This window comes from Arthrobacter sp. B2060 (assembly GCF_059090445.1).
On record NZ_JBNHFR010000013.1, the window covers coordinates 97788 to 121555 of the forward strand.

Annotated in this window: 25 protein-coding genes; 14 read left to right on the top strand and 11 right to left on the bottom strand. The window is 65.5% G+C overall.

From position 1 onward, the window contains the following. Window position 1 precedes the first annotated feature (1 nt). Window positions 2–2638 (top strand): aminopeptidase N, encoded by a 2637-nt coding sequence (pepN, locus tag AC5RUM_RS19305; protein ID WP_494036455.1) that lies wholly within the window; start codon window positions 2–4, stop codon window positions 2636–2638. Here the strand turns inward: pepN and lplAB are convergent. From lplAB to AC5RUM_RS19335, 6 genes are all read right to left on the bottom strand, one after another. Beyond that, window positions 2635–3729, bottom strand: coding sequence for a lipoate-protein ligase LplAB (gene lplAB / locus AC5RUM_RS19310; protein ID WP_494036456.1), 1095 nt, complete (start codon window positions 3727–3729; stop codon window positions 2635–2637). The genes pepN and lplAB overlap by 4 nt on opposite strands. Window positions 3730–3811: 82 nt before the next feature. Next, window positions 3812–4069 carry a type B 50S ribosomal protein L31 gene (locus AC5RUM_RS19315; protein WP_028267311.1) on the bottom strand — a complete coding sequence of 86 codons (258 nt, stop codon included), beginning with the start codon at window positions 4067–4069 and terminating at the stop codon, window positions 3812–3814. Between the two features lie 191 nt (window positions 4070–4260). Beyond that, the gene (locus AC5RUM_RS19320) at window positions 4261–6306 is read right to left on the bottom strand and encodes an EAL domain-containing protein (protein WP_494036457.1); all 2046 of its coding nucleotides are present in this window, start codon (window positions 6304–6306) and stop codon (window positions 4261–4263) included. Between the two features lie 134 nt (window positions 6307–6440). Then, window positions 6441–7250: a TrmH family RNA methyltransferase gene (locus AC5RUM_RS19325; protein WP_494036458.1), complete on the bottom strand. Its 810-nt coding sequence runs from the start codon at window positions 7248–7250 to the stop codon at window positions 6441–6443. Window positions 7251–7257: 7 nt separating this feature from the next. After that, window positions 7258–8043, bottom strand: coding sequence for a sulfite exporter TauE/SafE family protein (locus AC5RUM_RS19330; RefSeq protein WP_494036459.1), 786 nt, complete (start codon window positions 8041–8043; stop codon window positions 7258–7260). Between the two features lie 17 nt (window positions 8044–8060). Continuing rightward, on the bottom strand, window positions 8061–8846 hold the full coding sequence (locus AC5RUM_RS19335; protein WP_400576426.1) for an ABC transporter ATP-binding protein: 786 nt from the start codon (window positions 8844–8846) through the stop codon (window positions 8061–8063). 157 nt (window positions 8847–9003) lie between these two features. Here AC5RUM_RS19335 and serB point away from each other — a divergent pair, with 157 nt between their 5' ends. After that, on the top strand, window positions 9004–9909 hold the full coding sequence (gene serB, locus AC5RUM_RS19340) for a phosphoserine phosphatase SerB (RefSeq protein ID WP_494036460.1): 906 nt from the start codon (window positions 9004–9006) through the stop codon (window positions 9907–9909). Between the two features lie 51 nt (window positions 9910–9960). Here the strand turns inward: serB and AC5RUM_RS19345 are convergent, their stop codons facing one another. The 3 genes from AC5RUM_RS19345 to fabG all read right to left on the bottom strand — a co-directional run bounded on the left by AC5RUM_RS19345 (window position 9961) and on the right by fabG (window position 12556). Then, a complete protein-coding gene (locus AC5RUM_RS19345) occupies window positions 9961–10806 on the bottom strand; it encodes a VOC family protein (protein ID WP_494036461.1) in 846 nt (281 codons plus the stop codon). A gap of 120 nt (window positions 10807–10926) precedes the next feature. Continuing rightward, window positions 10927–11679, bottom strand: a complete 753-nt coding sequence (locus tag AC5RUM_RS19350) for an SDR family oxidoreductase (RefSeq protein WP_400576434.1) — start codon at window positions 11677–11679, stop codon at window positions 10927–10929. A 151-nt stretch (window positions 11680–11830) separates the two neighbouring features. Continuing rightward, window positions 11831–12556 (bottom strand): 3-oxoacyl-ACP reductase FabG, encoded by a 726-nt coding sequence (fabG, locus tag AC5RUM_RS19355; RefSeq protein WP_494036462.1) that lies wholly within the window; start codon window positions 12554–12556, stop codon window positions 11831–11833. A gap of 170 nt (window positions 12557–12726) precedes the next feature. Here fabG and AC5RUM_RS19360 point away from each other — a divergent pair, with 170 nt between their 5' ends. The 10 genes from AC5RUM_RS19360 to AC5RUM_RS19405 all read left to right on the top strand — a co-directional run bounded on the left by AC5RUM_RS19360 (window position 12727) and on the right by AC5RUM_RS19405 (window position 19419). Continuing rightward, window positions 12727–13131 carry a DUF3099 domain-containing protein gene (locus tag AC5RUM_RS19360; RefSeq protein ID WP_494036463.1) on the top strand — a complete coding sequence of 135 codons (405 nt, stop codon included), beginning with the start codon at window positions 12727–12729 and terminating at the stop codon, window positions 13129–13131. Then, on the top strand, window positions 13128–13391 hold the full coding sequence (locus AC5RUM_RS19365; protein WP_494036464.1) for a hypothetical protein: 264 nt from the start codon (window positions 13128–13130) through the stop codon (window positions 13389–13391). The genes AC5RUM_RS19360 and AC5RUM_RS19365 overlap by 4 nt, the downstream gene beginning before the upstream one ends. Then, window positions 13392–14267, top strand: coding sequence for an SURF1 family cytochrome oxidase biogenesis protein (locus AC5RUM_RS19370; RefSeq protein ID WP_494036465.1), 876 nt, complete (start codon window positions 13392–13394; stop codon window positions 14265–14267). It begins immediately after the preceding gene. Next, window positions 14251–14751, top strand: a complete 501-nt coding sequence (locus AC5RUM_RS19375; protein ID WP_494036466.1) for a YbaK/EbsC family protein — start codon at window positions 14251–14253, stop codon at window positions 14749–14751. The genes AC5RUM_RS19370 and AC5RUM_RS19375 overlap by 17 nt, the downstream gene beginning before the upstream one ends. A gap of 114 nt (window positions 14752–14865) precedes the next feature. After that, window positions 14866–15423: a hypothetical protein gene (locus tag AC5RUM_RS19380; protein ID WP_494036467.1), complete on the top strand. Its 558-nt coding sequence runs from the start codon at window positions 14866–14868 to the stop codon at window positions 15421–15423. A gap of 2 nt (window positions 15424–15425) precedes the next feature. Continuing rightward, a complete protein-coding gene (locus AC5RUM_RS19385) occupies window positions 15426–15968 on the top strand; it encodes a hypothetical protein (protein ID WP_494036468.1) in 543 nt (180 codons plus the stop codon). Window positions 15969–16015: 47 nt separating this feature from the next. Beyond that, window positions 16016–16969, top strand: a complete 954-nt coding sequence (pip, locus tag AC5RUM_RS19390; RefSeq protein WP_494036469.1) for a prolyl aminopeptidase — start codon at window positions 16016–16018, stop codon at window positions 16967–16969. A gap of 101 nt (window positions 16970–17070) precedes the next feature. Beyond that, complete coding sequence (locus AC5RUM_RS19395; protein ID WP_494036470.1) at window positions 17071–17892, top strand: PEP-utilizing enzyme; 822 nt, start codon at window positions 17071–17073, stop codon at window positions 17890–17892. Beyond that, window positions 17889–18494, top strand: a complete 606-nt coding sequence (locus tag AC5RUM_RS19400) for a hypothetical protein (protein WP_494036471.1) — start codon at window positions 17889–17891, stop codon at window positions 18492–18494. The genes AC5RUM_RS19395 and AC5RUM_RS19400 overlap by 4 nt, the downstream gene beginning before the upstream one ends. A gap of 103 nt (window positions 18495–18597) precedes the next feature. Continuing rightward, window positions 18598–19419: an MBL fold metallo-hydrolase gene (locus tag AC5RUM_RS19405; RefSeq protein ID WP_494036472.1), complete on the top strand. Its 822-nt coding sequence runs from the start codon at window positions 18598–18600 to the stop codon at window positions 19417–19419. 46 nt (window positions 19420–19465) lie between these two features. Here AC5RUM_RS19405 and AC5RUM_RS19410 read toward each other — a convergent pair whose 3' ends face one another. Further along, complete coding sequence (locus tag AC5RUM_RS19410) at window positions 19466–21010, bottom strand: FAD-dependent monooxygenase (RefSeq protein ID WP_494036473.1); 1545 nt, start codon at window positions 21008–21010, stop codon at window positions 19466–19468. 386 nt (window positions 21011–21396) lie between these two features. Here AC5RUM_RS19410 and AC5RUM_RS19415 point away from each other — a divergent pair, with 386 nt between their 5' ends. Both AC5RUM_RS19415 and AC5RUM_RS19420 read left to right on the top strand, forming a co-directional pair. Then, on the top strand, window positions 21397–21888 hold the full coding sequence (locus AC5RUM_RS19415) for a DUF2975 domain-containing protein (RefSeq protein WP_494036474.1): 492 nt from the start codon (window positions 21397–21399) through the stop codon (window positions 21886–21888). Then, entirely contained in the window at window positions 21888–22112 is a 225-nt protein-coding gene (locus AC5RUM_RS19420; protein ID WP_494036475.1) for a helix-turn-helix domain-containing protein, read from the top strand. Before AC5RUM_RS19415 ends, AC5RUM_RS19420 begins: the two co-directional genes overlap by 1 nt. Here AC5RUM_RS19420 and AC5RUM_RS19425 read toward each other — a convergent pair. Further along, window positions 22109–23707, bottom strand: a complete 1599-nt coding sequence (locus tag AC5RUM_RS19425) for an ABC-F family ATP-binding cassette domain-containing protein (protein ID WP_494036476.1) — start codon at window positions 23705–23707, stop codon at window positions 22109–22111. The genes AC5RUM_RS19420 and AC5RUM_RS19425 overlap by 4 nt on opposite strands. Between the last annotated feature and the right edge of the window lie 61 nt (window positions 23708–23768).

A 23768-nucleotide genomic window follows, 5' to 3' on the forward strand; every position in this document is an offset into this window, starting at 1 on the left:
GGTGTCGAATGAGAACCTCCAACGCACCGAGGCGGCAGCGCGGTCGGCCCTGATCACGACCCGCGCGTACGACGTCCTGCTGGACGTGCGCGGTGCGCCGGATCAGGACGTCAGCGGCTACACCAGCCGGAGCACCATCACGTTCTCCGCCGGCGAGCCCGGATCCTCGACCTTCCTGGACTTCATCGGACACGTGGAGAGCGTGGTCCTCAACGGCACACCGCTGCCGGTGGCAGAGAGCGTGGACGGCGCCCGGATCCTGCTCGACAACCTGCAGGCTGAAAACACCGTGACCGTCACAGCCACCGCACTTTACAGCCGCTCCGGCGAGGGCATGCACCGGTTCGTCGATCCGGCGGACGGGCAGTGCTACCTCTACACGCAGTACGAGCCCGCCGACGCCCGCCGCGTGTTCGCCAATTTCGAACAGCCGGACCTCAAGGCCTCGTTCACTTTCCACGTCATCGCACCGGCCGGCTGGCATGTCGCCTCCAATGGAGCCGAGGCCGCATGCACGCCCGTGGACGGGGATCCGGACGCGAGCCAGTGGGACTTCGTTCCCACGCTGCCGATGTCCACGTACATCACCACCGTCCTGGCGGGCCCTTACTTCAAGGCGCAGGATCTGTGGGAGGGGACGCTCGACGACGGCACTCGGCTTGAGGTGCCGCTGGCACTTTACTGCCGGGCGTCCATGGCGGAATCCTTCGACACCCCCGAGCTTTTCAAGCTCACCAAACAGGGGCTGGAGTTCTTCAACGGGCTCTTTGACTACCCGTACCCGTGGGGAAAATACGATCAGGCCTTCGTCCCGGAATACAACCTGGGCGCCATGGAGAACCCCGGGCTGGTCACCTTCACGGAGAACTACGTCTTCACCTCCCGGGCCACGGACTCCCAGTACCAGGGCCGCGCGAACACGCTGATGCACGAGATGGCCCACATGTGGTTCGGCGACCTGGTCACCATGCAGTGGTGGGATGATCTGTGGCTCAAGGAGTCCTTCGCCGACTACATGGGCACCCTCGGTGTGGACCGGGCCACCGGCTGGGACACGGCATGGACCAACTTCGCCAACAACAGGAAGGCCTGGGCCTACGTCCAGGACCAGTTGCCCACCACCCACCCGATCGTGGCGGTCATCCCGGATCTGGAGGCGGCCAAGCAGAACTTCGACGGCATCACCTATGCCAAGGGCGCCTCGGTCCTGAAGCAGCTTGTGGCATATGTCGGCTTTGACGCGTTCATAACGGGGTCGCGGCAGTACTTCCGGGAGCACGAATACGGCAACACCACGCTGGCCGACCTTCTCGCGGCACTCAGCCGGGCGTCAGGCCGGGATCTGACCGTGTGGGCCCGGCAGTGGCTGCAGACGTCCGGGATCTCCACGCTCAGCGCCGAACTGGACACGGCCGAAGAAACAGCCGGCCACTCCGTGCTGGCCCGCGTCAAGCTGCTGCAGGACGCCCCGGACCCCGCGACCGGCAGCGTGGAGCTGCGGCCGCACCGCCTGCGGATCGGCCTGTACAACTTCGATTCCACCGGAATGCTGGTCCGTACCGATGCTGTGGAGACGGACCTGTCCGGAGCCGAGGAGGAGGTCCCGGAGCTGGCGGGCAAGGCCCGGCCGGCGCTGCTGCTGGTCAATGATGAAGATCTGAGCTACGCCAAGGTCCGCCTCGATCCCGCCTCCGAGGCGACCGTGCGCGCCTCGCTGGACCGGATCGTGGACCCCATGGCCCGGGCGCTGTGCTGGAGCGCGCTGTGGAATTCTGCCCGGGACGCAGTCACTCCCGCATCACGCTACGTGGACGCCGTGCAGCAGTTCGCCCCTGCCGAGACCGGCATCGGCGTGCTGCTGAATGTCCTGGGGAACGCCTCGACAGCGCTGGAACATTACGTCCCCGCAGCCGACCGCGATGCCCTTCGGGAAGCGTTCGCCGCCGGCGCGGCCCGTGAACTGCAGGGTGCTCCGCCAGGCTCGGACCAGCAGCTTGCATGGGCCCGGACGCTGGCAACACTCAGCCGCACAGACGGCAGCCAGGTGCCCCTGGTCCGCGGCCTGCTGGACGGCACCGCCGTGGTCCCCGGGCTGGCGGTGGACGCCGAGCTGCGGTGGAGCCTCTGGCACGCCCTCGCTGCCCACGGCCTGGCCAGCGAAGCCGAGCTGGACGCCGAGGTAGCCAGGGACAACACGGCATCCGGACGTGCCGGACACGCCACGGCGCTTGCGGCCCGGCCCTCGGCTGCCGTCAAGGCGGCCGCCTGGGATGCCGCGGTGCACGGCTCAGAGCTGTCCAACCAGTTGCTCAGTGCCACCATCGCGGGCTTCAACACCGCTTCCGCCGAATTGCTGGAACCCTTTGTGGATCCGTACTTTGAGTGCCTGGAGACGGTCTGGGCCGAGCGGAGCATCGAGATCGCGAGCCGGATTGTGCGCGGCCTCTATCCGGGCACCCAGGATCTGCTCCCGGGCGCCGGTTCCCCTGATGACCATCCGGTCATCGTGCGCAGTGATGCATGGCTGGCCGCCCGTCAGGACGCGCCGCGGGCACTGCGCCGGATCATCATCGAGCAGCGCAGCCATCTGCACCGTGCGCTGACCGCCCAGGCAGTGCGGGCAACAGCGAGGAGCTAGGGCACACGGTGCAGCCACTCCTCCGTGCCGAACTTGACGGCCACGCGCTCGCGGGCCGTCGCCAGTTCCGCCGGGCTGATCTCCGAGGGCGTGGCACCGTACCGCCCGGAGAAGACGTCCATCATGGCGGCGACGATGTCGGTGCGGGCCAGCCCGGTCTGGCGCCGCAGCGGATCCACCCGTTTCTTGGCGCTGGTGGTTCCCTTGTCCGACAGTTTCTCCTTGCCGATGCGCAGCACTTCCACCATTTTGTCCGCGTCAATGTCGTAGCTCATGGTGACGTGGTGCAGCATCCCGCCGTTGGCAAGCCGCTTCTGGGCGGCTCCGCCGATTTTGCCCTGGTCCGTGGCTATGTCGTTGAGGGGTACGTAGAACGCATTGATGCCGAGCTGTTTCAGGGCCGCCATCGCCCATGCGTCCAGGAAGGCGTATGAGTCGGCGAAGCTGACGCCGTCCACCAAGGTCTGGGGCAGGTACAGCGAGTAGGTGATGCAGTTGCCGGCTTCCATGAACATAGCTCCCCCGCCGCTGATCCTGCGCACCACGGTGATTCCGTGCTTGGCCACACCGGCGGGATCCACCTCGTTGCGGTAGGACTGGAAGCTGCCGATGATCGCCGAGGGCTCCTCCCAGTCCCAGAAGCGTATGGTCGGATTGCGGCGGCCGGCGCCGACTTCCTCCGTAAGGACCTCGTCCAATGCCACGTTGAGATGGGTGGGCAGCACCGTGGGGGCAATGATGCTCCAGTGGTGGTCGGACCAGGCCGTTGCCTTGGCCAGCGCCCTGCGCGTCGCGACCGCGACAGCGTCCGCAGAGAATCCGAACATCACAGCATGCGGCGGTAGAGACGCCTCCACGGCTGCGGCAATCTCTTCGGCCGTCGAGCTTTCCGGGAGGCCTTCCAGCGCCGCGTTGATATCCAGCAGCGCCTCATCGGGCTCGAGGAAGAAGTCGCCGCTGACGGAGACGCCGGTGAAGGCGCCGTCGGCGATGTCCAGGTCCACGACCACGAGCTTGCCGCCCGGTACCTTGTATTCCCCGTGAAGGCGCGGGGCGCCGCCGTCGTCTGCGGAAAACTGCGTGGCCGTCATGGCTTCCATCCTGCCCCAGAATCGCAAAAAGCCCGCACCGTTGCCGGTGCGGGCTTTCCATGGAACCTTGGGGAGAAGTGGATTACTTCTTGCCGCCGAAGCCCTTGAAGCGAGCGTTGAAGCGCTCGACGCGGCCTGCAGAGTCCATGATGCGCTGCTTGCCCGTGTAGAACGGGTGGGACTCGGAGGAGATTTCGACGTCGATGACCGGGTAGGTGTTGCCGTCTTCCCACTCGATGGTCTTCTTGGAGGACACGGTGGACTTGGTCAGGAACTTGACGCCGGAAGCCAGGTCGTTGAATACAACAGCTTCGTACTTCGGGTGGATATCAGACTTCATAATGGGACCTTTGTTCGCAGCGCTGGATTTTGCCAGCTGCCAGGTATGAATGGGATGGCCGCTGTCTGCATTACAAGCAAGCTGAAAATGCAGGGCAGCCAGCTATCAATCATAGTGCATGAGCCGCGGCCTGACGAACCCGGTGCCGGCTGCGGTGACGGCTGTCCGGCCGGTCCCTGCCCCGCGGAGGTCTAGGGATTCCGGTAGAACGCCTCATCCAGTCCATCGTTGTCCTGCGCCGGGTCCTTCAGGTACCGGTCCAGAATGGCAATCCGGGCCTCCAGGGCCAGCGGCTGTTCGTTCGGCCGCCCCAAAAGATACCCCTGACCGGCCACGACGGGCCGTGGCAGGGCGGTGGAAAAGCGCGGCTGCAGGAGTGCGCTGAGCATGCCGGGTGTTTCGATGCCCTCTGCGACGATCCACCCCCCGGCTTCCTGGATGAAGGTGATGGCGGCGGACACCGTGGCCATTGATGACGGATCAATGCCCAGGCGGGCCACGACCTCCCCGTCGATTTTGATGATGTCGAACCTGACCAGCCTCAGCGCATGCAGGCCGGCGTTGCTCCGCCCCATGTCATCCAGGGCAAGGCGGAAGCCCAGGTCCTGGGCCTGCCTGAGCGTGCGGACCGGCTCGGCGTGGTGCAGGGCAGCCTGCTCCGTCACCTCAAGGACCACGTCCTCGGGTTCCAGGCCTGCCGCCGCGAGATCGGAAACGAGGCCGCCGAGGTCGAAGCTGTGCAGTGCATCCGGGTGCACATTAAGGAACAGCAACCCCTCCCACTGGCGGCTGCCCACCGACGCTAGCACCGCGGCCCGGGCCCGGGCGTCCAGCGCGGCTGCGATGCCGAGCCGTTCGGCAAGGTCGAAGGCCTCCTGCGGTCCGTTGATCCGGGAGCCATCCGGTAGCCGCATCAGGGCTTCGTGGGCGAGCACCACGCCGCGGTGGAGGTCCCAGATCGGCTGAAATGCGACCGTGAGAGGCCTACCGTCACCCGACATGAGGGTGGTCAGCTCGTCAATTTTCTCGGCACTGACGGTGTGGCCTTCCGCCATGGATCCGAAGGTGACTGTGCGACGCCGCCCAAGTCGCTTGGCTTCGTAGAGGGCAGCATCGCTGCGCTCCCAGAGCTCCTGAAGGCTGACCGGCTCCGCGGCCTCGCTGGCGGCGATGCCGGCACTGAACGTCGCCCCCGGAAAACGGCGGGCCAGCGCGGCGCGGACCCGTTCGAGCGCCGCGGTTGCCTGGTCTTCGTCGCTCCCGGGCAGTATGACCGCGAACTCGTCCCCGCCGAGCCGGAACGGCACGTCATGGTCAGCGAGTTCGACGAAGGCGGATGCAAGGCCCATCAGGATACGGTCCCCGTGGCTGTGCCCGAGCCGGTCGTTCTGCTGCTTGAATCCGTCCAGGTCCAGCAGGGCCAGTGTCACCACCGGGTACTTCCCGTCCGCCAGCCGTGCCTCCAGTGATGGCTGGAACGGCCGCCGTCCTGAGAGCCCGGTCAACGGATCCGCGTCCGCCTGCTGTTGGGCCTTCAGGTGGCGGCGCTGCAGGGACCGTCCGCCGAGCACGTAGGACAACGGCGTGGCGACCAGAATCGCGATCAGCAGTCCAAGGAGCTTGTTCGGGCCAATGTCCCTCAGGAGCCTGGAGATGACCTCTGCCTCCTGGTCGACTACCAGGACCAGGAGTCCGTCCGCGGTGGATACCGGGACGAGGAATTCGTACCTGGTCACACCCGTTCCGCCTCGATCGGTCTCAGTTTTGACGGTGGTCACGCCGGTGGAGAGCACCTCGCTCAGGTGCTCTGCACCGGCCTCTTCCAAGGCGCCGCGGTCGGCCTGGCTGTCGCTGCTGGCCAGCAGCCTGCCGTCGGCGTTGAACAAGCCAACGTAGACGGTCCCGTTGTGGCGCTGCACATGGGAGAGCTGGTGTGCAATCGCTTCCGAACGTTCTCGGGGTCCGGTCGTATCCGCGAGGACGTCCTCGAGACCTCCAGCGAGCAGCTCGTAGTCCTGCCGGGAATCCTCCAGCGCCCGGTCAATGACCTGCTGCCGGGCGAGTGCGAATTCCATCACGCCGCCGATGAGCATGGCGGCGGACACCGCGAAAGTCCAGCGGGCCACGAAGGACAGGCCCGTCCACCGGGAACCCCCCTGCTTGCCGCGGCGCGGCCGGCCCGAACGCCGGAGGCCGCGGTCAGCGCCCGTCCCCCAGTGGTGATGGTGATGTTCCACAACGCCCCCCGCCGCAAGGAATACGGACACCCTACCTGCGAAACGGGGAACCGGCTAGGAGCCTGTCGGCCGTCGCCGTTTGGGCCAAGGCCGCGGCGACTCCCGCTACACGTGGGCGGCAGGCCTTCGGGCCTTCACTCCCGGGGCCGAAGCTCCCAGAAGGCGACGGCGGAGGCGGCCGCGACGTTCAGGGAATCCACTCCGGTGCGCATGGGAATCTTCACGGCCAGGTCGACCGCGGCGAGGGTCTCCGCGCTCATGCCGGCGCCTTCGGTCCCCAGTACCAGCGCCAGCCGATCCAGGTTCCGGGCGGCAAGGACATCGAGGTCCACGGCGTCCGCGGTCAGCTCCATGGCCGCCACAGTGAAGCCCTCATCCTTGAGTGACTTAAGGTCCTGGGGCCAGCTCTGCAGCCGCGCCCACGGCACCTGGAACACCGTGCCCATGCTCACGCGGACACTGCGCCGATACAGCGGGTCCCCGCAGCGGGGCGACACCAGGACGGCGTCCACGTCCAGTGCCGCCGCGGAACGGAAGATCGCCCCGACATTCGTGTGGTCCACGATGTCTTCCAGCACGGCTACCCGCCGCGCGCCGGCCAGCAGTTCGTGCAGCGGCACGGGAGCCGGGCGGTGCATGGCGGCCATGGCACCCCGGTGCAGGTGGAAGCCGGTGATTTCCTCGAGCAGCGCAGAACTGCCAATATATGCGGGGACATCGGGGTACTGCTCGAAGATGTCGGCGAGGTCCGCGAGCCATTTCTCCGCCAGGAAAAACGAGCGCGGCCGGTGGCCCGCGGCGAGTGCCCGCCGGAGCACACGGGAGGATTCTGCAATGTACATACCCTCGGCCGGCTCCCGGACTTTGCGCAGGTGGACATCCGTCAGCTGTGTGTAGTCCGAGACGCGCGGATCGTGGGCGGATTCGAGATAGTGGAAAGTCACCGGCCGATTATTTCAGCAGATTCGCGATCATGAAGCCCAGCGCCACGAGGCCGAGGGCGAAGATGACGCCCCGCAGGACTGGAGGCGAGAGCCTGCGGCCCACCTTGGATCCGATGACTCCGCCGATAAGTGAGCTGACGGCGATGATGGCCACCACGATCCAATTAATCCGGTCGACGGCGAAAAGCACGTAGGAGGTTGCCGCGACCAGATTGACCCCGAGCACCAGGATGTTCTTCATCGCGTTGGCGTTCTGGATGGTGCCGGTCATGAAAACACCAAGGATGCCGACCAGCAGAATTCCCTGGGCGGCGACAAAATAACCGCCATAAACGCCCGCCAGGTATACAAGCACCACGAGGACGATGCCGTGGTGCTTGTCCCGCAGGGCGTGTTCGGGATTCTCTTCCCTGTTGCGCACCCAGGCCTGCAGGCGGGGCTGGAAGACCACCATCAACAGGGCCAGCACGATCAGGGCCGGAGCCGCGTAGTGGAAGACCTCTTCAGGCAGGTGCAGCAGCAGCCACGCGCCGGAAATGCCGCCCAGGAGCGAGGCCGGAAGCAGCCTCATCAGCTGGCGTCCCCGGCCGGCGAGTTCGCGGCGGTAGCCCCAGGCCCCGGCTGCGCCGCCCGCCACGAGGCCCATGGCATTGCTCATGGACGCCGTCACCGGCGCCAGGCCCAAGGCTATCAGCACCGGGAAGGTGACCAGGGTGCCCGAGCCGACAACGCTGTTGATGGTGCCGGCCCAGAGCCCGGCAAAAAACACCAGGATGCCGCTAAGAAACTCCACGTGCGCTGGCCGCCCCGTTAGCGGCGGGCAGTAGCGGTGTAGCGTCCGGCGTTGACGGTAACATCCAGCGGCAGTCCGAAGGTCTCGCTCAGGTTGTCCGACGTGAGGACCTCATCGACAGGTCCGGCAGCCACCACGCCACCGTCACGCATGAGCATGGCGTGGGTGAAGCCTGGGGGAACTTCTTCAAGGTGGTGCGTGACGAGCACGATGGCAGGGGCAGCCTCGTCGCGGGCCAGTTCGCTGAGGCGGTGCACGAGATCCTCGCGTCCGCCCAGGTCCAGGCCTGCGGCGGGCTCATCCAGCAGCAGCAGTTCAGGGTCCGTCATGAGCGCGCGGGCGATCTGGACGCGCTTGCGCTCCCCTTCGGACAATGAGGCGAAGGGCCGGTTCAGCAGCGGGCCCATTCCCCAGTCGTTCAGGAGGGCGAACGCGCGGCGTTCGTCGTCCTTCTCGTAGCCTTCGCGCCAGCGGCCGGTGACTCCGTAGGCTGCAGTAACGACAACATTGAGCACTTTCTCGTGCTCGGGGATCTGGGTGGCCAAGGCCGCGGAGGACAGGCCGATTCGGGGACGCAGTTCAAAGACATCCACGGTGCCAAGGATTTCTTCCAGGATGCCGGCCATGCCGCTCGTGGGGTGGAGCCTGGCGGCCGCGATCTGGAGCAGAGTGGTCTTGCCCGCGCCGTTGGGTCCGAGGATCACCCAGCGCTCGCCTTCGCTGACCTGCCAGTCGACCTTGCTCAGGAGCGTTTTGGCTCCGCGGACAACGCTGACGGCCGCCATTTCAAGAACATCACTCATAGGAGTAGACACTAGGACAAAACGGGGTGCGACTGATAACTGAAACGTCGTCCCGGCCCTGCGCGGCGGGCCGGGAACGAACAGGTGCGGCCGTGCCGCTACATGAAGCCGCGACATGAATTCGGGCACCACTCCTGCGCTGGCTAAGATTGCAGACATGACTTCGAACGTGACTGCGGTCAGCTACGGCGTGAATTTGTCCCACTCGGAAGCGGAAAACCTCCGCTCCCTTCTGGTCGGTTCCGGGACGACTTTCGAAGCGGAGTCCCGCAGCGGCAACGACCGCTACGACGTCTGCACGGTTGACTTCGCGGTGCCGTCAGGTTCGGGCGCGGACATCGCCGCTTTACGGCACCGCATCGCCGCCGCGAAAGAGAGTCCGGAACGCGGCGGCGTCGACACGGCCATCGTGCCCGAGGAACTGCGCAAGGCTGACCGCAAGCTCCTTATCCTGGACGTCGATTCGACGCTCATCCAGCAGGAAGTCATCGAACTCCTCGCCGCGTATGCCGGCAAACGCGACGAAGTCACCGCTGTGACCGAGGCCGCCATGCGCGGAGAAGTGGACTTCGCCCAGAGCCTCCACGCCCGGGTGGCGGTCCTCGCGGGGCTGCCGGCCGCCGTCGTTGATTCCGTTCGGGCTGAAGTGAAGCTCAGCGAGGGCGCGGCGGAACTTGTGGCGGCATTCAAGGCCGCAGGCCATGTGGTGGCAGTGATATCCGGTGGCTTCAACCAGATCCTCCGCCCCATCGCCGAGGAACTGGGCCTGGACTACTGGATCGCGAATGAACTGGAAATCGTGGACGGTGCCCTTACTGGCAAAGTGCTCGGCGACGTGATCGACCGCGCAGCCAAGGAGAAGTACCTGCGCGAATGGTCAGCCGCCGAAGGCATTGCGATGGAGCACACGATTGCAGTGGGCGACGGCGCCAACGACCTGGACATGCTCGGTGCGGCAGGCATCGGCGTGGCATTCAATGCCAAGCCCGCCGTGCGCGCCGTGGCGGATGCGGCGATCAACATGCCGCACCTGGACGCCGTACGGCACATCGCCGGGGTCTGAGCGTTCCCTTAGCCGGACCCACTTCGCCGGACCCACCTTCGTCGGATCGATTCAGCCGGATGGCGGTGTGTACTGGCTTGCGGTGAATACCGCTCCCCCGGGATCCCGGATCAGGACCGTGCGCGTCCACTCGGTGTCATCCTGCCCCAGGATATGGCCGCCGAGGCGTTCTGCATCCATGGCCGCCTGGTCCCGGTCTGCGACGGTGAACGTCACGTGCCACCGAGGTTTCTCCCCGGCCTCCGCGTGTGCAAGCCACGCCACGGCGTCCTCGAATCCGCGGGGAACGGCGTCACCGGACTGGCGGACCCTGATATTGGGGTCGACAGTGGCCTCCAGGTGGTCGCCATAACCTGGACAGCGGATCATGGTGCCGAAACCAAGGTCATCGAACTGCCAATGGAACGCCTTTGCGTAGAAGGCGGCCGCTGCCTCCACGTCGGTTGTGTGGAGGTCGCTGAAGTTCCACCCCCCGGGCAGGTTGACCGCCTGGGCCCCGGGCCGTTCGCCTGGCTGCCAGATGCGGAATTCGGCGCCCTGAGGGTCCGCCAGCACCGCCTGCACGCCTCCTGAGCCCGCATCGGCGGGAGCGGATTTCAGTGTGGCGCCGATCGACAGCAGGTGCCGCGCGGCAGCGTCCGCATCGTCGACGGCAACATACGTGTGCCATGCGGGCACGCCGGTTCCCGGACCGGCGATTGCGCCGGCCTCCTGGCCGTCGAGTTTCGCTATGACGTACCTCCCGGTGGCGCCGGGCGGGGCAGCGTCCTCGAACTCCCATCCGAGAAGCCCGCCGTAGAATGCCATGGCGGCCCCCACGTCGGGCTGCTGGGTGTCGACCCAGCAGGGGACGCCTGGAGGATAACTCCGCCGGATCACCTGTCGCTGCTGTTCCATGCCTACGACGTTAAGCGGCCCGGACCTGTTGGGCAACGCCTTGGAGGCAGCCCCTTTCGGGGCGCCAGGTCTCCGGGCAGCGTACCGCCCGGAGACCTGTAAATTGCCAGCCCGCGTAAATTACCCGGCGTTCTTGCCGAAGTAGTCGGCGCCGCCGGCGTATTCCGTGTGGCCGGATTCGACGTCGGCAGTGGCCATTCCCGCGACCACTTCAGCGAATTCCTCGACCGAGTACAGCTTGCCGGCCTCCGCGCGGCGGGCTTCGATGGCGCCCGGGTTGGAACGGTCCAGCAGGGTCGCCGTCACGGTGCCTTCGATCATGTCCCCGGACACGACGACCAGCGAGATGCCCTTCTCCGCCAGGTTCGGCAGCAGTTCACGCAGCGCATCCTCGCCAGCGCGCTTGCTGCGGGCCACCGGCTCGTACTCCGGCATGGTGGGAACGGTGTTGATGAAGTGTGCCTGATGGCTGGTCACAAAGACCACGCGCGAACCCTCCTTCATGAGGGGCACAGCAGCGTTGAGCATGTTGATCTGCGCGTCGCGGTTGAGCTTCAGGGCGTAGCCCTCCTCCATGCCCGACTCCATGCCGCCCGAGGCATTGAGCACCAGGACGTCAAGCGAGCCGAAGTTCTCCATGGCCGCACTTGCCAGCGCATGAACGCCCTCGTTGGTGGTGAGGTCGGCGCCGACGGCGACGGCACGGCCGCCCGCGGCCTCAATGCCGGCCACCACTTTGTTGGCGCGGGGCGCCTTCTGGCGGTAGTTGACGACGACGGCGGCACCCTCGCCGGCGAGGATCTTTGCCACTTCGGCGCCGATTCCCCGCGAGGATCCGGTCACGATGGCAGTCTTGTTGTCCAGCAGTCCCATACATGCTCCCTTTGTTCGAAACGTCTAAATCGCTGTAGGTCTGCAGTCCATCATGCCAGCGCGCGCTGCCGATCCCCTTGTTTGACCCCCACAAAGAAGCCCCGGCCGGATAGTTCCAGAGGCGTGCGGCCGCCGCGGATGTGGCCGGCTGCTAGTGGCCCATTCCCAGGCCGCCGTCGACAGGGATAACGGCACCCGAGATGTAGGCGGCCTCGTCGCTGGAGACCCAGCGGACAACGTTGGCCACCTCGGATGCATCGGCGAACCGTCCGGCGGGCACCTTGGAGAGGTAGTCCTTCTGGGTTGCTTCGGGCAGTTCGGCAGTCATGTCGGTGTTGATGAAGCCCGGGGCCACGACGTTCGCGGTGATGCCGCGGGACCCGAGTTCCCGGGTCAGGGACCGGGCGATCCCGACCAGGCCGGCCTTGGAGGCGGAGTAGTTGATCTGGCCCGGCGCACCGTAGAGGCCGGAGACCGAGGAGATGAGCACAACCCTGCCCTTGCGCAGCCGGATCATGCCCTTGGAGGCGCGCTTGATCACACGGAACGCACCGGTGAGGTTTGTGTCGATCACGGAGGTGAAGTCGTCCTCGCTCATGCGCAGCAGAAGCATGTCCTTGGTGATGCCGGCGTTGGCCACCAGCACTTCGACGGGACCATGAGCGGCTTCGACCTCGGCGAATGCGGCGTCCACCGACGCTTCGTCCGTCACATCCGCTTTGACCCCCAGGATGCCGTCAGGCAGCTTGGACTCGCTCCGGAACGTCACAGCCACTTTGTCCCCGTTGGCCAGAAAGGCCTCGGCGATGGCGAGGCCGATGCCGCGGTTTCCGCCGGTGATGAGGACGCTGCGGGCCTGGGTGGCTGCTTCAGACATAAGTGCTCCGGATTCTGCGGAGCAGGGCTCCGCTATGGTGGCAGGGATTTTTGACTGCCTCCGATCTTAGCGCCCGTTTGGGCGGCTCCCCCGGATGGTGAGAGAATTTAGGTAAGCCATTGGAGCGTGATTAGACAGCAGTGACACCTCACCACCAGCCCGGACAGCCGATGCCCGAGACGCCTGGCACCGCATCCGGTCATCCGGAGGTGCACAGCATCACGGACGCAGCTGCAGCGCATTCCGAGGACATGCGGGAGCGCATGATCAAGTACGCGCTGGCTATGGGTATCCGCATGGTCTGCCTGATCCTGATCTTCGTGGTGGATGGCTGGTTCAAGCTCGTCGCTGTTGCGGGGGCAGTCTTCCTGCCGTGGATTGCCGTGGTGATCGCCAACGGTTCGGACAAGGCGGAAGTCCACAGCGACTCGCTCCTGGACTACACCCCGTATGCCGAACTGGAGGCATCCGAGGAATTGCAGTCCGGTGATGCCGGGGAGGACGTGCCGACGGTACTGCAAGGCGAGCTGATCAGCGATGAAGACGACGAGGGCCGGGAACAGAAAGCTTCATGAACATTTTCAACCTGGGCGGCGGTGAGGGCGGCGCGACCGGCCCGGCCTCCGCAGCCATGTGCTCACGTAAGGCCTGCCGGGCTGACGCTGCCTGGCAGCTGCTGTGGAACAATCCAAAGATCCACACTCCGGACCGCCGCAAGGTGTGGCTGGCGTGTGGCGAGCACCGGGAGTGGCTGGAAGACTACCTGCAGACGCGCGGGCTCTGGAAGGAAACCGTCCCGCTCGATGCCGCGCCGACTCCGGGCGGGAACAGCTGAATGTACCGTTTCCTGTTCTCCAGCAAATGGCTGGGATATCTTCTGCTGGCTGCGGTCTTCGCCACCGGATGCGTCTTCCTGGGCCGCTGGCAGATGGACCGCCGGGCAGAAGCGCTGGCGGAGATCCACCGTGTCACATCAAACTATTCGGCCACTCCGATCAGTTTCTCGGAAGCGACGGACCAGTTCCGCCAGCTGGACCCGGCCCGGGAATGGACGCAGGTGGAGCTGCGGGGCAGCTATGACCTAGCCGGGCAGCGGATCGTCCGCAACCGCCCCCTTAACGGCCAGCCCGGATACGAGGTGGTGGTTCCCTTCAGGCTCATCTCCGGCGAAACCGTGGTGATTGACCGCGGCTGGCTCCCCATCGGCAACAACAATCCCGGCCGCCCGGATTCCATCCCGGCCCCGCCGTCCGGCCAGGTCACGGCCGTGGTTCGGCTCAAGCATGGCGAGCCGTCCCTCCAGCGCGGGGCTCCCGAGGGCCAGCTCGCGTCCATTGACCTGCCGGCCTATTCGGCCGAATTGGGCTATCCGCTACTGACCGGTGCGTACGGGCAGCTAGCCTCAGAAACGCCGCCCGCCGCCGAAATGCCGCAGCCGTTCCCGATGCCGTCCTTGGAAGAGGGCACCCACCTGTCCTACTCGCTCCAGTGGTTTGCCTTTGGCATTCTGATGTTTGTGGGCTTTGGCTATGCGGCCCGCCAGCAGGCCAAGAACGCCGCGATCGACGCCGAAGACGCCGAAGCAGCCGCCGCCGGTGACCACGGGGACGCCGCCACGGCAGCCCGCCGTCGTCCTTCTGCAGCCCGCAAGCGCAAACGGGCCACGTCAGAAGAAGAGGAAGACGCGATCCTGGATGCCCAGGGATACTGAGCACGGGATGCCGGACCCGCTGCCCGATCCGGTGGCCAATGTGCGGCGCGCCCTCACCGCCGCGGGTGTCACGGACACCGTCAGGGTCTTTCCGGGGAAAGTGCCGACGGCGGCCGCGGCGGCCGCCGCCCTCGGCTGCGACGTCGCGGCGATCACCAACAGCCTGGTATTCGAACTGGACGGCGCTCCCCTGCTCATTTTGGCAAGCGGCGCCGGGAGGGTGGATACCGCTTACGTTGCCGCGCAGCTGGGCGCCGGACGCATCCGCCGCGCCAGCCCGGACTTCGTCCTGAAACACACTGGGCAGGAAATAGGCGGCGTAGCCCCCGTAGGCCATCCCGAAAAGATTCACACGCTCCTGGACGCATCCCTCGAAGAGCACGGGACGTTGTGGGCCGGAGCGGGCGACCACCACTCGATGTTCGCGATCAGCTACGAAGAGCTGCGGAGAATCACCGGCGCCCACACGTTACGCGTCCGTTAGCCTGCAGGCGGTGCAATAGCCGGCGCCGAAGCCTATGACAACGGGCTCCGAGCCTCTATTCTCTTGCCATGAGCGTTCGGGTCACGTTCTGGCGGCGCCGCCAGCGAGTGACACATGAATACTAAATACGGTCCGCCGCACGACAGCTCCGCCGCGTTCCTCGCCAGGCTGGACGCCGCGACCTCCAGCCTGAGCACGCGGGCGGCGTCGCTGGACAAGGCACTGAAGGCTGTCTCCTTGCTCTTGGAGCCCTATCAATCGGCCGTGCGGAAATGGGAACGCCGTCGCATCCACGTGGCCGGGCAGCTGGCCCGGCGCACCGGGACGGCACAGACGTACACCGGGCTCAGCGAACTCCACGACATGGCAGTCAAGATGGAATCCATGCTCCGTCTCCGCACACTGCGTGTCACGGAAAAGTTAGCGGTCATGCAAGGACGCCGCGAGGCAATCGACAAATCGCTGCTGGCGCTTGAGGTTTGCAGGGTCAAATTGAATTCGTCCCGGATGCTGTCACAGGACCGCGAAAACCTCAGCAGGTCCTTTTCTGAACTTGCCGGCTCAACCGGTGCCGCCGCAACCATTCCCGATCTGGGGCTGCGTCGCGATCTCAAGGAAGCACGCGAGGCAGTCATCTTGGCTGAAGCGCTCATGGAAGTGAAGGGGCACTGAACATGGAGAATACACAGCACGATCAGCTGGGCAGGAACACAGTCACACTCGTCCGGTGGTCCAGGAGACCTGGTGAGGATCCGCTGATCAGGTTCGTCATGCTGAGTGTCCTTGGTTTGGTCCTCTGCCTGATCTCGATGTTCTTCTTGCCCATCCTCCGAAATTTCGGTGCCATCGCATTGTTCATGGTCATCTTCCCGGCAATACTCACCGTCCCCTCAGTGTCGAGCCGGAAGAGCTTCATGCGGGACCTGACCAAGACGGTGAATGACACCATCAGTGAAGTGACAGGCGCCCGCAGCGACCGTGTCTCCGTCAGGCAATTCCAGCAGTTGGTCAAGAGCGGCGAGCAGCTTCCGCTCCTCGTCAACGGCGTGCCCGGCTTGAACCTGCGTGTGGAACGTAGCTCAGCGCTGGAGAAGAATGCACCCGAGAAATGGGTTGTGGTCTTTACCGTGATCCCGCCTGACAACGGGACAGCCAGCTTTGATCGGCTGCTTGCCGCGGCAATTGATGCCGGCCCCGAGGCGCCCGCCGCCAGCTAGCTGCAGCTTCTGCCAGTTTGGGCCGGGACGCGCCTATCGTAGAGCTGATGAATGATGAATACGCAGCGGCAAGCGGCGGCTGGGTAGACGTTGCCAACGCGAGGATCTACTGGGAGGCAACGGGTGAGCCTGCGGGTGTGCCCGTCCTTTACCTTCATGGCGGCCCGGGCGGCTCCCTGGGTTTGGGCGGCTACCGCCGGCGACACGATCCGGCCCGGTTCTGGACTGTCGGCCTGGATCAACGTGGATGCGGCAAAAGCACGCCTGCCGCCCAGGATGACTTGGACCGCATCAGCGAGAACACAACACAGACTTTGATCAGTGATATCGAAGCGATTCGTCGCCACCTTGGGATTGAGAGGTGGATCGTCACCGGTGCCTCTTGGGGCAGCACCCTCGCCCTCGCTTATGCCCTCGAACACCCGGAACGAGTGATCGGCATTGCTCTCGTCGCAGTGACAACCACAAGCCGAGACGAGGTTCAGTGGATCACCGAGGGCGTGGGGCGCATCTTCCCCGAGGCCTGGGACGCCTTCGCGGCTGCCGCGGATACCAAACCCGGCGAACGGATCGTCGAGGCCTACGCCCGTCGGTTGGCGGGCACCGACCGCGACGACGCCCTCAAGGCAGCGCTGGCATGGGAACGATGGGAAGCAACACACATCTCACTGGATCCCCACTGGCAGCCGGGTCCGTTGACCGAAGACGCGGGACAGCGCATGACGTTTGCTCTCCTCGTCACGCACTACTGGTCGAACGACGCATTCCTGACGCAAGGCCAGGACATCATGTCCCGCGTACATGAGCTCGATGGCATTCCCGGTTACCTCATCCACGGTCGACGGGACGTGAGCAGCCCAGTCAGCACCCCGTGGAATCTTCACCGGCGATGGGCCTCCAGCCACCTGGTGGTCGTGGAGGGCGAAGGACACGGTGGACCCGAATCCATGAAGGCACTGACCAAGGCCGTTGAAGCCATCGCAGAGTCTGCTGCAAGCTGACCATGGTTTCCGCGGGGGCATGATCAACACTCTGTTGACAACAGGATGTTGATGACCGAGGCTGGTGGTGTAGACGCCGCTAAACGGGGAGGGAGACGGCAGTGGGCGAAGCTGAAGTGGCTGGCGGAGGATTCAGGGACGCCCAGGAGGCCGGCCTGCAAAGCCGGGCGACGCAGATGCTGCTGGAGAGAGGCGCATCCGAACTCCCTGCCCGGCCGTGGCTCGTTGGGCGCCAGCCGCCGTCCGCCGTCGACCTCATCCAGCATGTCCTGTGGCGGGCCAACGGCAGCGGTCGCGGAGAGCCGGTCGATGCCCTCGACGTGCAGGCAGCCCTGACCCTAATGTCCGCTGCGCGGGCAGAGATGGATGGCCTGGAAACCGCGCTCTTGTTCCTCGCACGGGCGGAGGGGCTTACCTGGCCGCAAATTGCCCAGAACCTCGGTCTTCGCTCCGCGCAGGCCGCCCAGCAGAGGCTTGACCGGCTGTCGGCCAGGCCAGGCCACAGACAAGTGTGGCGGACTGACATGGAGCCGCCACCTCAAGCGCAAGCCGGAATCGAACACATGGATGCCTCCGACGCCCTTCTCATCGGAATGGGGGCCAGCCCGGGCGTTGCGTACGGGACTGCGCGAACCGTTCACAGCGTCGACCAGTTCTCCGCTGTGAGGCCCGGGGACGTGCTGATCTGCCGCACCACCGATCCCGCCTGGACGCCCCTGTTCGGGGTGGCCGCTGCTGTTATTACAGAAACAGGCGGGATGCTTTCGCACGCCGCTATCGTGGCCCGCGAACATGGCATTCCCGCCGTCCTGGGCGTAGCCGACGCCCTGACGCGCATCAAGACCGGGGCGGCGCTCACCGTTGACGGAAACTGCGGAACCGTCCACCAGAACCCGGCCACGCCGGAAGCTATTCCACGATGAGTGCGCAGCAGCAAGCGATGCTGCGCACTCTCCACGCAGTGCGGCTGCTCGGCTTCGCGGAGACTGGGCCAGTTGCGGAAAGGTTCGGACAGGACCCGCACGACGTTGAACGTTTACTCATTGAGGCCGGCGCCAAACGTTGGACGGTGCATTCCTCATTCGGCGGAACCGGCGGATGGTCCTTGACCGTCGCCGGCAGGAGCGAAAACGAACGGCTTCTGGCAGAGGAGCTGAACAGCGCGGGTGGCCGTACAGCGGTCACTGCCGCGCACGCGGCCTTCGCATCCCTGAACGAAGACGTTGTAGCAGCCTGCAGCAAACTCCAACTCCAATGGCTTTCCGCCGGGCAACGGCCAGACGACGGGATTGACCAGGATACGCGCCAAACCTTCACCCTGGCCCTGACAGCGCTAAGGAATCTGGAAATCCGGCTGACTGAAGTGCTGCCGCGGTTCAGCGGATACGCGAAACGGCTCGAGCAGGCACTGGCAAACGCTGCCACGGAGCCGGCCTGGCTCACCGCCACGGACCGCGACTCCTTCCACCGCATATGGTTCGAGCTGCACGAAGATCTCATCGCCACCCTCGGCATCCGGAGGTGAACCATTGTTCTTAGGCATAGTTGCTTGCAAGTTACTACCGCCAGCTACCGCCAGCTAATACCGTCTCGAAAAGCGGTTGAGAACCACAATCGGAAGGCATTTCATGCTGAAGGAAGTTGCTGAGGGCGTTCTAGTTCACGAGAGCGAGTTCATCCAGAGTAATTCCGTTGTCGTGCAGGGCCGGGACGGAGTGTTGCTCATCGACCCCGGTATAACGGGCGGCGAAATGGCGGCCCTCGCAAACGACCTTCGCGAGTTGGGCCAGCCCGTCGTGGCGGGCTTCTCGACGCATGCTGATTGGGACCACGTGCTTTGGCATGAGAACTTCGGCGACCCGCCCCGCTACGGTACAGCCCGCTGCGCGGCTTCTATCCGAGATCTGCTGTCGAACGCAGACTGGAAGGACCGCATAGCCGTGGGGCTACCGCCGGAGTTCGCCGCGGAGATCCCGATGGATCTGCTCGGTCTCATTACGGGTCTGCCCGCCGAAGCTGCGCAGTTTCCTTGGGATGGCCCCAGAGTCCGGATCGTCGAGCACCAGGCCCATGCCCCAGGGCATGCGGCACTGTTGATCGAGGAGCGCGGCGTCCTCGTCGCCGGCGACATGCTTTCTGACATCCTGATGCCGTTCCTCGACCTGGAGGCTGCGAATCCGATAGAGGACTACCTCGCCGCGTTGCGGATGTTCGAGAGCGTGGCCGACGATGTTGATGCCGTCATCCCCGGTCACGGCTCAGTCGGCGGAGCTGAGCAGCTACGATCACGAATCAAACAGGATCGCGCGTACGTGCAGGACCTGCGGGACGGCGGTGTTCCCGACGACCCGCGGATCGGTCCATCGGCCACGTTGGACTGGCTGCCCGACGTGCATGAATGGCAACTACAGCAGCTCGCCCAGAAGAAGCGTGACGGAACGCCCGGCTAGCGATCGCATACCGGGCACTGCGGGCTGTCCCGTACGACAGCCTGACCTACGTTTCTTCGACATCCGAAGGTGTGCCGAACCAGCCGGAGAGCGCTTCTCTAAGCGCCGGCACAGCGGTCGCGGCGGGTTCGTCGACGGCCGCGGCCCAGGCGATGTGGGCGTCGGGGCGGATCAGGAGGGCGTCGGCGGGACGGTCGATGGTTGTCCCGGTCTGGATGTCTACGCGATGCCGCCAAGCCCGTCCGGCCTCGCGGAGGTCGGCACGGTTGGCGAGGTCGAGGAGGACAGGCCGAGCGGCGTGCATGAGATCCGCGACGCTGGCCGTGCCGTTCCCGGTTTGCAGGGTGAGATCCGGGGCGAAGACCCCCGCCAAGGCGTGGTGGCCGGGACCCGGTGGCGTGTAGCGAACGTCGGAGCCGGCCATCAGGGCTCCAATGCGGCGCAACGGCTGCTCGTCGGCGAGCAGTTCCTGGAAGAGTTCGCGGAGTGCCACCGCGGCCAGGTCATGGCCGCGCCGCAGGGCCACCTGAGCCCGGGTGTGGAGCAGTGTGCGTTCGCCGGCGTGATGGCGTTCGTCGTGATAGGTGTCCAGCAGGCCGGCGGGCGCCCAGCCGTGGACGGCGGCGGCCAGCTTCCAGCCAAGGTTGACGGCGTCCAGCATTCCGGCGCCGAGCCCGACGCCCGGGGCGGGAAACAGGTGAGCGGCATCGCCTGCCAGCAGGATCCGCCCGTCTCGGTACCGTTCGACCTGTCGCGCGTGAAAGGTGAATCGCGTCAGCCGGGTGGGCTTTCCCAGGGGCAGCTCCACGCCGAGCACGCGGCGGATGCTGCTCCGAAGTTCGGCCAGGGTCATCGGCTCGTCGTCGTCGTAGTCGGCGGACTCATCCTCGCTGGTGAAGAGCACCAGGACCCCGGGGTCGGTCGACCCCACGGCAAACTCGCCGCGTTCGGTCCGGGTGAAACCGAAGCTGATCCTGCCCACCCCGGCGACGTCGAGGTCGCCGTTCTCGAGAACTGTCACGGACTCGGGGACGGTGACCGCGGCGAGCCGCTGGACCTCCGGATACGTGGTGCCTGGGAACGGAATCCCGGCCATGCCGCGAACCGGGCTGTGCGAACCGTCGCAGCCTACGAGGTATCGGGCGGTCAACCGGTTGGGCCCGTCCGGGCCGCGCACCTCAACGGTCACCGTGCCGTCGTCCTGGCTCACACCGACGACCTTCAGTCCGCGCCGGATGTCGGCCCCGAGCCCACCGGCGTAGTCGCCGAGGACGCGCTCAAGTTGCGGCTGCGGGAGCGGCAGGGCCTGCATCGGAGGATCTGCGAGTCCGCTGAAATCCACGTGCATCCCGCCGAACGGGAACCGGGGAGCAGGTCTGGGCGCGGTGCTGGCCGCTTCGAATCGCTCAAGCTCGCCCCGGTAGCGCAACAGCTCGAGTATCTGCCCGCCGAGACCTCCAGCTTTCGGGATCTCCCGGATCTGTGGCTGCCGCTCGACTACCAGCGGCCGCACGCCCGCCTTGCACAGTTCAGCGGCAAGCATCAGGCCGGTGGGTCCCGCGCCCACGATGATCACTTCGGCGTCCGTCACTGACCGCTCCCCTCAAATCGTCCCGTCGGGTCCCCAGGCAAACGGTTCGTCGACGACAACGCACGCATGTCGCTACTCCCCTGCAGGTCCCGAGGTTGCGCGCTCAATTCTGCGGCACAACCCGGGTCTTGCGGCAAGCCCCCGTGAGCGCTGTAGATTGAAATTAGGGACGGATGTGGTGCGTCCGTTTGCCCTTCGGTTGACTGCTGCGGAATCGCTACGTCAAGGTACCCCGGCCCGCAACCGCCCGATCAAGGCGCAATCCCGCCGCCGAAACACCAAGGCCCTCACCGATCATCAACCCGCCAATCTTCCCCACGAACAGCTTGGCCAATCTACCGTTTATCGATACAATCTCATTGTTACTCGATGGAGAAGGAGTTCTGATGGGAAAGCTGACCATCCTCGCATTGCGCATTGTGCTCACGATGGTGCTTGCCGGCTCGCTGTTCGTACAGGTGTGGATGGTGCCGCTGCTTTCCAACGACCTTGAGGAGGCCGGCGCTCCCACCGGCCCGCGGATCGCACTCCTCACGATTGTCGTCCTGGGCATCATGACCGTTCAGGTGACCCTGCTGTGCGTATGGCGCCTGCTGACCATGGTGCGTCGAGGAACGGTGTTTTCTCACGCTGCGTTTCGGTACGTGGATGTCATCTTCGGCGCAGTGGCGGCCGCGTCATTGCTCATGTTCGGGATTGCAGTCATCCTCGCTCCGGGCGGAACGGCCCCAGGTATCGTCCTCCTGATCTGCGGCGCATCCCTGCTGATCGCCGGGGCGGCACTGATCGTCCTGGTACTTCGGATACTGCTGGCCCAGGCTGTAGCGCGCGATGCTGAAGCGAAGCACCTCAGGAGTGAACTGGACGAGGTGATTTGATGCCGATCGTCGTCGACATCGATGTGATGCTGGCCAAGCGCAAGATGCCTGTGGGCGTACTCGCTGACCGCGTCGGGATCACGCCCGCCAACCTGGCAGTACTCAAGAACGGCCGGGCCAAGGCGGTGCGATTCACCACGCTTGAGGCGCTCTGCGAAGTGCTGGACTGCCAGCCCGGGGACCTGCTGCGCTGGGAGCCCGGGGACGCGGCGGAACTGCCCTAGGCCAGCGTGATCAGGTCCAGGTAATCCTCATTCCAGTGGTCCTCGACGCCGTCGGGCAGCAGTACCACCCGCTCGGGGTTCAGCGCCTCCACCGCGCCTTCGTCGTGGCTGACGAGGACGACGGCGCCACTGTAGTTGCGCAGCGCGCCCAGGATTTCGGCACGGCTGGCAGGGTCCAGGTTGTTGGTGGGCTCATCGAGCAGGAGCACATTGGCGCTGGATGCCACGATGGTTGCCAGCGCAAGCCTCGTCTTCTCGCCGCCGGAGAGAACACCGGCCGGCTTGTCGACGTCGTCCCCCGAGAACAGGAAGGAGCCAAGGATCCCGCGGACCTCGGCGTCCTTCATGTCCGGCGCCGAAGAGCGCATGTTCTCAAGTACCGTCCGGTTAACGTCCAGGGTGTCGTGTTCCTGGGCGTAGTACCCCACCTTGAGGCCATGACCGGCGATGACATCACCGGTATCGGGCTTGTCGACGCCCGCCAGCATCCGCAGGAGCGTGGTCTTGCCCGCACCGTTGAGGCCCAGGATGACCACTTTGGAGCCGCGGTCGATGGCCAGATCCACATCCGTGAAGATCTCGAGCGAACCGTACGACTTGCTGAGCCCCTCAGCGGTGAGCGGAGTCTTGCCGCACGGCGACGGATCCGGAAAGCGCAGGGCGGCAACCCGGTCGTTTTCACGCACGGCCTCGAGCCCGCTCAGCAGACGCTCGGCGCGCTTGGCCATGTTCTGTGCCGCCACTGCCTTGGTTGCCTTGGCACGCATCTTGTTGGCCTGGTCGAACAGAACCTGCGCCTTCTTCTCGGCGTTGGCACGCTCCCGCTTGCGGGCCCGTTCGTCCGTTTCCCGCTGCGTCAGGTATCGCTTCCAGTCCATGTTGTAGAAATCAATCTGGGCCCGGTTGGCGTCGAGCAGGAACACCTTGTTGACAGTGGCTTCGAGCAGTTCGGTGTCGTGGCTGATCACGATCAGGCCGCCCTGGTGGTTCTTGAGGAAGTCACGGAGCCAGGCGATCGAGTCCGCGTCGAGGTGGTTGGTGGGCTCATCCAGCAGCATGGTCTCCGCACCGGAGTACAGGATGCGGGCGAGCTCCACGCGGCGGCGCTGGCCACCGGAGAGAGTCTTAAGCGGCTGGTTCAGGATGCGGTCCGGCAAGGCAAGGTTGGAGGAAATGGCGGCCGCTTCCGCCTCCGCGGCATAGCCGCCCCCGGCCAGGAATTCCGATTCAAGACGGTCGTAGCGGTTCATGGCCTTGCGCTGGACGGCGGCGTCCTCACTGGCCATCTCCTCGTGGGCCACCCGCAGTTTGCCGACCACAATATCCAGGCCCCGCGCGGAGAGGATCCGGTCCCGCGCCAGCTGCTCCATGTCCGGCGTGCGAGGATCCTGCGGCAGGTACCCGATCTCGCCGCTCCGGGTCACCTTGCCGGCAGCCGGGAGGCCCTCCCCTGCCAGCACGCGCGTCAGGGTGGTCTTTCCTGCACCGTTCCGGCCCACAAGGCCGATCTTGTCCCCCTTGTCGATCCGGAAGCTCACCCGATCCATGAGCAGCCGGGCGCCGGCGCGCAGTTCAAGATCCTGGACGGTAATCAAAGCAGGTAAGGCCTTTCACAACAGGTAACGCAGCGGCACAGCGGACATCAAGCGGTGGAGG